Source organism: Arthrobacter wenxiniae, assembly GCF_013376105.1.
Taxonomy (GTDB): domain Bacteria; phylum Actinomycetota; class Actinomycetes; order Actinomycetales; family Micrococcaceae; genus Specibacter; species Specibacter wenxiniae.
Genome location: NZ_JAAMFM010000025.1, coordinates 58,991 through 68,475, shown reverse-complemented (window position 1 = coordinate 68,475; position 9,485 = coordinate 58,991). Strand labels below are relative to the sequence as shown.

Sequence of the window (9,485 nt, the reverse complement as noted above, 5' to 3'; positions counted from 1 at the left end):
CTCTGTGGGCACAGTTTTACGACGAGGATTCTGCAATTCAGCCAAGAGGTCCTCAGTGTCAAAAACAAAGTGAATATCTTGAAAGACCACGAAGTGGACTCTTAGGTTTTCCCCGACAACGCTTTTTGCGCCAAATACAATATCACCGGTCACCAATCGCCTCGCTTCGTCCTCGGCAAGAGTATCGGCCAGGATAATTCTGAGCGAATCTGGCGAGACAATCCTGCATTGGGATACGTGCGTTAGGTGGTTATTGCTTCCGCTCGCAGGCGTCAGAAATTCCAGACCGATTTCAAGAGCATGATCTACTTGTAATTCTGGTGGTAATGGAGCGCAGGACCGCGCCCACAAAACCTGGTTTAGCTGGGCCCATGCGGACGGCTCCATCTGTGACTGCCAGAAGTATACGAGCGTGTCCCACTGCTGTCGGATTGAAACAAAATTGCGCATGCCATCTGAATCACCCTCATTCTTTCGCGTCATGCAACACGCCAGAAGTATGAGATTACAAGTGTATGTGGACAGCCGGCTCGAAATAGTTGCTTCAATTGGGTGATATGGCACCTGCATGGCCATATCATCACCACCAGCGTTGAGTCGCGAGATGGCCAACCCAACCAATAGAAGCGAGATATCCATTTGCACAGCCGACTCTGCAGCCAATTCTGCAAAGAACTCCAAAATTTGTGTTCTTTGACTTAGGGCCTGAAATGCGAATAGTGTTGAAGCCCACTGATCGACGTTGCTGGCGACGGAAAATCGTGCATGCGCCATACGCTCCGCCTCGTGCTGTACCTCTTTGACAACTTCATAAGCCAAGTGTGCAACCAGATACTCGCCAAAAGTTGAATGAAGGAATTCGTATGCAGTTTGTAGTCCGTCGGGAGATTTCGATTGCGCTTGGTGTACGAAGAAGAATCTACCCAAGACTTTTTGGACCGAGTCACCGGCATTGCCCACATCAGACTGATTGGACAGTGCAGCAAGGTCGACTGACACCTGTCTCGCGCTCACCATCTGAACACCTCTGTTGAACATCCCGAGGGCTATGTATGACAACCTTAGAAGCTCGGATTGGATCTCGTTGGCTACCTCATCATCATCCATTTTTGGTTGATGTTTCAATAGTTCTCTGCGGATAAAGGTGACAAGGATTTGTCGATATGTCGAAGCTTTTGTCCTTGTACTCAAGTCACTCTGCAATGCATTGCTATCCGAATCTAGAAGTGCCAACAGCAAAAGCAATAGTGGTTGTCCAGCAAGTTGCGCCACTTCAACAGGAAGTTTCGCTGGTAGAGGTCGCACACCGGATTTATCAAAGTATTCACGATTCAACGTGTTCCATTTATCTACGAATGATGAAATCTCTGAATCTCCAAAATCATCAATCTTCAATACAATTGAATCTGGCGGAATTCTAGTTTGATCTGCCACGACTGTTCTGCTAGTTACGATTACATAAACACCTCCCGAAGAAAGTTCTCGCTGCTGGAACAGCTGCACTTGCTCGAGGTAGTCCGTCTGCTTTTCATCACTGGCCTGGATCAATTCATCAAGTCCATCCAGAAAGACGACAGGCGTCAAATGAGTGGCCTGTCGAAAATCCTTCCATGTAGTCGCCCGCCCGAGCAGAGAATGCAAGCCCTCCTCTATTTGGACCTCAATCGCCTGTGATGGCGTAACTCTCCTGAGCTCCACGCGGATAGCAACGAAACTAGTATTCGACAGCCGGTCGGCCAGCACTCGAGTTAAAGATGATTTTCCGGAACCAGGGTGTCCAAGAACCAGAAGTGGACTGGTGAAGGCGGTCGGAGAAGTCGTCAAATAAGCCCCAAAAAAATCGTCAATGTCGTGTCGTGGATCTATTGTCGTCCACCAGTCTTCTCTGCTGACGTTAATTTGACTTCGGCCGGTAACCACCTTAAAGGGTGGCTCGATGTATAACTCGGAGAGGCGCGGAATAGACGCCCCTGAGTCCCCCCTCATCCGAGCAACATCAGGGGGTGTCAATGCAATCTGGTTTACAGATTCGATCATTCGAATTAGATCGTAAGCTCCTTCAGTGGTATCTTTGGTTTCTGGTGCGACACGCTGGAGGTAACGCCGAAACTCTTCGAATTGCTGCGAAGCCTCGTGTTGCGCAGCTATTACTGCATCCAATTTGCCTAATGTTGCCTCACCCTGCGTTTGAAAACTGACTTGAATCCCTCGGGTGGTGAATTCATTCAGCCAGATTTCGAACTCGTGGACTTCATTCGCAAGTTTTCGCAGCCCCTCCTTATACAAGACCAAAGCCGTTTTCGGGGCAGCTTGTTCAATATAATACTCAACAGACCGACGTTCCCGATCATCTAAGTCGTCCCAAAACCGAAGCCCCTTGCAATACAATGATAGGCTCGCGGCGACTTGCTCGTAAAATATTACTAATTGGTTATCAATTTCACCGAAGGCTAATTCAGGCTTGGGATATGGAATCTCCGTGTTCAACAAATATTCGACCAAATTCCCAAGTTTTGCTCCGGCCTTATCTCTCACGGCAACTTGAAGCTCCTCCTTACCTGTAAGTTTGAACTTGGCACCAGGGACTTGTGTTTGTATCAACGCTGCGGCGTCAAAAAAACTAGTGATCACCAGAATAGAATGGGCAGCGACGATGCGTTGCGTCCGTCCAATACCGTGACTTCCAGATATTTCGTTCGGTATTCGTTCCTGAAGCTGCTTACCGAATTCAACTAACGCATTCTTGGGTGCTAAAAGACTAAACGCACCCGGTGCACCCGCAACGCCCGCTGTAAGGATTGCAGCTGTGGCAACGCGATCGCTGATGTTGATCGCTGAGTTGGATTTCCCGTTCAACAATTCCACTGCGTCGCTAAAAACGAAGGGCCGGGAATTTGCAGCATGAGGACGATTCGTCATTGGATTCCGTTCGCTGATGAAAGAGTCGGGAGCGTGTCGCTGACTTGATGTTTGGATCGTACAACAGGACATTCTGTTTTGCCCACAGCGGCAAGTCAGAATTGGCTGCTCGGCACACCTGGCAATCTTGCCCGAATTGCATGGATTCACGATGGACACACCGCCCGGGCAGCCCCTACAGGCTGGGCCCAGTTGAAGGCATGGCTTGTATATGTCACAACCTTGGGCACGTCAGGTCGGGCCAGCAATGGATATCCGCATGTTGGTCAACGTGGGGTGGAATCCATCTTCGGCAATGGCATTGGCACCGACATGGCAATTGTCGCAGCCACCAACTCATCTTCACCGCCTACTTATCCCCGCGGCGACCACAAAGCCACGACCCGTGGGGCCAGTTCACCGCCCATTTCCCGCGTTCGCTGCGAGAGCGCATGGATCCTGTCGAGCGGTGAAGTATCGACCATTAGCTCAGCCGACCTAGTTTAGATGTCAAGTAGCCGGGTCTGCCCTGGCTTTTGTTGACTCGGCCAACAATACCGGGGGGGCAGACCCAATCGGCCCCTACGTCAGCTGCGATTCAGGGCCGGCACTCAATCGGGAAAATGAGGATGCACATCTGGTTGCTCACCAGTAGCGGATTTAGAATGGGCTGAAGCACCTGTTCCTAACTGTTGACGGGAGGTCTCCAATGCGCATAAGCCACAGCCTTGCCGAGTCCGCCCGCCACCAAACAGAAGCAACCCCAGAAGACTGGGAAGCCACCTACCGCCAGATGGTCCTCTTCGACCTCGCTGCAGACGTGGAACTCGGCTTCTTCCTCGCCTACTACCGCAACTTCGCTATCCCCAGCATCGCGGCAACATTGCAACGAAACGGTGAAATCACCCAGCGCCCCGTTAAACGCTCCTACGACACGGCCATCGTGACCTACGAGCTTGTCTGCAACGGACTGGACAGCGACCGCGGACGTCACATGATCCGTCTCCTCAACCACGTCCACCGCCACGTCCCCGGCAACAACGACGATTTCCTCTACGTCCTACTCACTCTCCTCGTCGTCCCCATCCGCTGGGCCCGCACACACGCATGGAGGGCCCCAACACCGGCGGAGGAAAAAGCAGCAACACGTTTCTACCGAGAACTTGGCGCGCGCATGAACATAGGAACTATCCCCTCGACGTTCGCCGAAGCGGAACAGTTCTTCGACGACTACGAGCGCGAGAACATCGCTCACTCCCCCGGCGGCGCCGAGCTGATGGACAGCACCGTTCAAGTCCTCAAATCTAGACTTCCCGCACCCGCCCGGCCACTTGCGAAGACTATGCTCACGGCAATGTTCGACGACGATCGCCTCACTGATGCGCTCGGCCTCCCCCGCGCAACACAGCTGAGCAAAGCGACCCTCAAAACCGTGTTGAAGGCACGCAACGCAATCCACCGCCGTCGCCCACTCAGCAGCAAGCCACATTTTGTCCCAGGCGAGGCGGGCTCCAGTCTCTACCCCAACGGATACCGCCTCGATGACATCGGACCGGAAAACATCATGTCCCCAGCAAGCCAGTCGAATCATGAGCCATCGTGACGCCCGCCGCGCTGCCGCCCGCGCCAACAAGGCCCTAATTCTCGATAGTGAAGCCTCGCTGGAATCGATCCAGAATGCCGTCGAGACGTTGCTGGGCATTACCATCATCGTCTCGGCAATGGACATCGAGCAGCACGATCTGTCCGCTCTGACTGCCGACTGCGACGACGACGTGAAGTTGCTCTACTACGCCCCGAAGCTCTCGCCCTTGCACCGGCAGCAGAGCATTCTCCACGAATTCAGCCACCTGCTTCTGGGTCACGAGCACACTGCGGCGGGCATCAATATTGGCGAATTCAGCAGATCCTTCCCCACCCAACCGCGGAAACTCTTGGGCCGGAAGAGCCTCAGCGACGATGCAGAGCAAACTGCCGAGATCCTGGCCGATCTTCTCGCTGACCGCATCAGTAGCAATGGACGCAAGAGCCCTGACGAACCCGGTGGACTCCAGGAAGCCTTCGGCTGATGCTCCTTGTACCAGCGCTGACACTGTGGGCCATGGCCATTGTCCGGCTCACGGCCATCGTCGACCCCCGCCGCGCCCATCTGTTCCGCGCCACAGTCTTTGCGGCAGCGGCCTGCACACTTCACTTGGCCCCGGTCTACTACGCGGTGGATCCTGTGCTGGGCGGGCACAACACCGTCGGCCTGGTCCTGCTGCTGTTTCTGTTGACCGGGTTTTGGCAGTTCCGCGCGGCCATTATGCTGGCTGCTCTTACCGATAACGTACGAAGGCGGCACCAACTTGCAATGGGAAACTCGGCAATGACGGTGGCCGGGATAGCAGTCACCGTCGGTTTTCTCACAAGCCATGTGGACCGCACTGATCAGAACTTGCCAGTCACCTACGGTGACCAGTTCGGCATGCAGGTGTTTCTCTGGACCGGATCCTTGTTCATCCTTTGGGCGTGCCTCGACATCACGTTTATCCTGCATCGTCACACCGCTTCGTTGCATGCGGTAACTTTTCGCCTGGGATTCTGGCTAATCGGTCTGGGGATCGCAGCATTTTGCCTCACGCTCGTGGATCGGCTACTTTCTGGGATGGTCATGGCCGCGCACGACGGCAGCAACGGCCCCCTATCCTTCTTGAACTCGCTCAATGGTGTGGCGGAGACGTCCGCCGTCGTGCTAGTCGGCATTGGCATTGTCCTCCCGCGGTTGGGCCGTCCGGTCAAGCATCTTCTGCGAGATTTACAAGCCCGGTTGCTCTTGATTGAGATTCACACCACCTGGCGGCAGGTAACCACCGGGACCAGCGATGTCGTCCTCAACCCCAACGAGATTTCACTTCTTGACTTCCTGGCGGTCAAGCCTATGAGGCGGTTGCACCGCAGAGTGATTGAAGTGAGGGATTGTGAATTCAAGCGGCCAGAACGCCCCCTCAGACCTAAATCATTGGCGTTGGTCAGTCAGATTGAAGATACACTGATCGGCCGCTGAACCCAGCTGACCCGACGTCGTTTTACCTCCTCCGGCCCATGAACTGATGACAGGGGCTTCGGCTCATGACCCGTGATTGGTCGGAGGAATTGTGGAACGGCTCGGCATCAAGACCCCGGAAGACTTCATCAGCCTCATGGGGCATACCCTCGGCTATTGGCCAAAGGAAAGCCTGGTCTGTCTTACCCTGGACGGCCGCCGGATTGGCTCGACTCTTCGGGTGGGACTTCCCAAAGAGGGAGCGGACACCGCAAGGTATGTGCATGACGTCGTCAAGTGCATTGCCACCGACCGTGAGGCAACCGGCGTCGTTTTTGGAATCTTCACGCCTGCCCCGTGGGAAGCGATGGATGAACATCCGTATGAAGACGTGATTGGAATCCTGGCCGGGGAGCTGTCACAGCACAACATCAAAGTCCGCGACGGCTGGATCATCAGCGAAACCTCATTCACCAACTACTTCCAGATTGTTCCTGATCCGCTGGCGGGCACTCCCCTTGAAACTATCAAGACGAGCGAGCTCAACGCGGAACTGGTGTTTCGCGGTTCCACCATTGAGCCCGGCCCAGGATTCCGCATCCCCATTCTGGCTCGGCGGGACATGAGCGAAGAGGTGTTCAAAAACTGCCTCCGCATCGAGTCCATGACCCCACCCGTCGCCACGGCCAAGGCACGAACCTTGTGGGGCGGCCTGCTCAAAGGCGCCGACCTACCAACTGATGCTCAGTCGGCGGAGTTGCTGGCCGACTTTAAGTTCATCTCCGTGCGGGACCGGCTCTTGGCTGACATCCCTGGACTCGAAGACAGCCTGGGCGATTTGCTCCTCGGCCAGACAAAACGCCCACCCCATTGGCATCGTGTCGACCGCGCCCAGGAGGTCCTGCTCCATCTATACACACGGGCCGATGGAACTGACGCTGCCCCCGTACTCACTAGCCTTGGCATCATTCAGTGGTGGGAAGGCAGAGGGTCCCGCGCCCACCAATGCTTCCAGCGCGCCCTCGAAGCCGACCCGCACTATCGGCTTGCGCAACTCAGCGACCAAATGGTCGCTGCCGGTATTCTCGCACCCTGGTCCATGGACAAGAACTCCGCCTACCAGCCCCCGATGAGCCGCGGACCAAGGATTGAGGGGATGGGAATGGCGTAATGGCGATCAATGCATACAGATAAGGTTGCCAGAATAACTATTCCGGTCAATCAGGCGATAAAACACCTTTCGATCATGGCCCGTAACCCTTTGGACGATTATCCCTGCGCATTACGGCTCGCAGCTAGCAGAGTTCGAGCATGGCGCTTTTCGGTCATCTTCCCAGGGGTTTTTGGCCACCTCTTCAACAAATACGGGTAGCCAATCTCCACGTTGACAATTACACTGAAAGCTAAGTTGGTCTGGGTACTACTCTTGCCCACATTCTCAAGGATTGTTCATGCCCCCATCACGTTTTAAACGTATTTTCAGAACATTTCAGTGCATGAGCAGGAAGGCGCTTGAGGTCTACAACGAAGCCCCTACGGTCGAATCGACTGTCGCAAACCACATCGCGTGGCTAGAAGGGGTCGATCCGGATTCCCCCGAAGCACAACGCGCGGGCGAGCATTTCTTTCAACTGATGCTAAACACGAGACTGTGGATGCATAGGAGGGTGGACTCGCTGCGTCTAGACGACGGTCCACAAACTCGACGTCATGTGTCGTACGATTTCACTCTGCCAGCCGAGTGGTCGGTTACTGAGTCGAACGGACGGGTGCTTGTTCCAATAACCCTAATGGCTAAGGGGACCCTCAGGCGGTTGGACACGGCACCAATAGCGGGTGTGGCAAGCGCAGTGTTGACCTCCGGCCAAAATCGAGAATGCGCCCTTTGGATGCTTCTGGCCGCATCGAGGCGGCTATTGCCAGAAGACATTGAACGCTCAAAATTGTCACGGTTGCTGTGGCAGTTCCTGTCACTCGACACCAAACGCGGCGAGCGTTATTTTGAACTGTTCGTTCTGTGGCTCAAGTCCCAACTCGGAGATCGTACAGAAACAGACGATGCCATCCTTTTTATGCTTTGGACCGAGAGCTTTGTGACGAATTTCCTCTTTTTAGTTTCTCTAGATGGCCGCATCATCAATGACCGTGCCGTCCTCAAATTCTCTTTCGACCAAGATTCACCCTTTGCGCTTCATCGCTCCTCAGAGGTTGAAATTCAGCAGGCAGTGGAAACTCTAGGTGACGTACCAAGTCAACACATCGAAATTCGAGTACCATCATCAGTCCAGGTCAAAAGTTTCAAATTAGTTGAAGACGGTGAACTTCGGGAAGAAATCAAGGGCAGCTCAAAACACCCAAGACAAATCGTACATTGTGCCATATCCACGAACCCTGATTCTTATGTGGCGCGATGGCATTTATCGATAGCCCCAGCAAGTCAATCATTATACCGGTTTACCACTATTTCGGTTTCAGTGGTGGCTTTTCTGGTCGTACTGGGCAGCATGATTCGAATCTACAATCTACCAATTGTTCATTGGACTGCTACCACGTTGCCATCGCCAGCATCTTCTATCCTGCTCGTAGGACCTGCACTTTTACTCTCTTGGTTGGGACGTGGCGGCGAGCACGAACTTGTTGGGCGCATCTTGGAGCCATTACGCTCGATGCTGACACTAACCTCAGCATCACTTGTGTTGTTGGCCGCGTTGGCCGCTCTACCGCTTCAAAACAGCGCGTGGAACACCGGTTGGGTAATCGCAACGGCGCTAGCTATCAGTAGCTGGTTGTGGCTCGTCGTATACACGGTGCGCCCCTGGTGGCGGCGGCAACGTGCGTAGTTAGCGTAGCGGCCAGAAAATTAGAGCTGGCCAGAACCGCTCCCAGTCAATACTATGGTGAGAAAGGAATCAAAGTGGGAAAGATGACTCGTAAGCAAAAACTGCCGAAACCGACCAAGCTGCTACCAGAGCGCCGCAACCGGGATAGCGACATAGAGGCTATCTTCAAGAGTGGCGTCGACATCGTTGTGGTTCCATCGGAGCGTTCATTTGCTTCATCCGTTGGTGGGAACGCAGCTGCGCAAAGGTCGCTCAACAGACTCCGCACAAGTAAGGTCTCTCACTCTGGCATGAGCCTCTCTAGCTAGCGGAAGTCTCTCCACGGAATCTCTGAAGAGGGCGCATTTTACCGGCTCGTGGGTTTCGTCCGCTTCGCTGTGGGTAAGATGAACTAACTATGAGTGACGCACTATTTGATTTCGATTCCCCCGATGAACTCCAGCCTGCACCAGCCCCACAACGAGACATTCCGATCAAGGACCACCAGGTTCAACAGATCCGCGAAGGACTCGACGCAGCCGGGATCATCGGCCTGGAGGAGCGGCAAAACACCATCCAGCGCTACATATCTCGGCAGGTGCCATCCCTGAGCGACTTGCATGCCCACGAGGCGCACGCCATCATACAGCGACTGAAACAGCTGCAGAGTGCAACGCCAACCAAAACAGGATCGGCATGGGACCAGCGTGAAGAAGATACCTGGATCGACAAGCTGTAGTCAG

At 54.2% G+C, this 9,485-nt stretch carries 7 protein-coding genes; 6 read left to right on the top strand and 1 reads right to left on the bottom strand.

Annotation, left to right across the window (positions count from 1 at the left end):
* The coding region (locus tag G6034_RS14885; protein WP_176635893.1) for an NACHT domain-containing protein at positions 1-2,919 on the bottom strand (2,919 nt) is incomplete at its 3' end.
* Between the two features lie 688 nt (positions 2,920-3,607).
* Between G6034_RS14885 and G6034_RS14880 the strand changes: the two genes are divergently transcribed.
* From G6034_RS14880 to G6034_RS14855, 6 genes are all read left to right on the top strand, one after another.
* Complete coding sequence (locus G6034_RS14880) at positions 3,608-4,501, top strand: oxygenase MpaB family protein (RefSeq protein ID WP_176635892.1); 894 nt, start codon at positions 3,608-3,610, stop codon at positions 4,499-4,501.
* A complete protein-coding gene (locus G6034_RS14875; protein ID WP_176635891.1) occupies positions 4,488-4,967 on the top strand; it encodes an ImmA/IrrE family metallo-endopeptidase in 480 nt (159 codons plus the stop codon). Before G6034_RS14880 ends, G6034_RS14875 begins: the two co-directional genes overlap by 14 nt.
* A complete protein-coding gene (locus tag G6034_RS14870; protein WP_218063949.1) occupies positions 4,967-5,944 on the top strand; it encodes an MAB_1171c family putative transporter in 978 nt (325 codons plus the stop codon). The genes G6034_RS14875 and G6034_RS14870 overlap by 1 nt, the downstream gene beginning before the upstream one ends.
* 91 nt (positions 5,945-6,035) lie before the next feature.
* Positions 6,036-7,094, top strand: coding sequence for a DUF4192 family protein (locus G6034_RS14865; RefSeq protein WP_176635889.1), 1,059 nt, complete (start codon positions 6,036-6,038; stop codon positions 7,092-7,094).
* A 718-nt stretch (positions 7,095-7,812) separates the two neighbouring features.
* Positions 7,813-8,763: a hypothetical protein gene (locus G6034_RS14860; RefSeq protein WP_218063948.1), complete on the top strand. Its 951-nt coding sequence runs from the start codon at positions 7,813-7,815 to the stop codon at positions 8,761-8,763.
* Positions 8,764-9,160: 397 nt separating this feature from the next.
* Complete coding sequence (locus tag G6034_RS14855; RefSeq protein WP_176635887.1) at positions 9,161-9,481, top strand: hypothetical protein; 321 nt, start codon at positions 9,161-9,163, stop codon at positions 9,479-9,481.
* The last annotated feature ends 4 nt before the right edge of the window (positions 9,482-9,485 follow it).

What these genes read in the sequence shown, in the direction of transcription:
- G6034_RS14870 (WP_218063949.1), top strand. Translation starts at nt 4,967, where the DNA reads ATGCTCCTTGTACCAGCGCTGACACTGTGGGCCATGGCCATTGTCCGG.
- G6034_RS14860 (WP_218063948.1), top strand. Translation starts at nt 7,813, where the DNA reads ATGCTTCTGGCCGCATCGAGGCGGCTATTGCCAGAAGACATTGAACGC.
- G6034_RS14875 (WP_176635891.1), top strand. Translation starts at nt 4,488, where the DNA reads ATGAGCCATCGTGACGCCCGCCGCGCTGCCGCCCGCGCCAACAAGGCC.
- G6034_RS14855 (WP_176635887.1), top strand. Translation starts at nt 9,161, where the DNA reads ATGAGTGACGCACTATTTGATTTCGATTCCCCCGATGAACTCCAGCCT.
- G6034_RS14880 (WP_176635892.1), top strand. Translation starts at nt 3,608, where the DNA reads ATGCGCATAAGCCACAGCCTTGCCGAGTCCGCCCGCCACCAAACAGAA.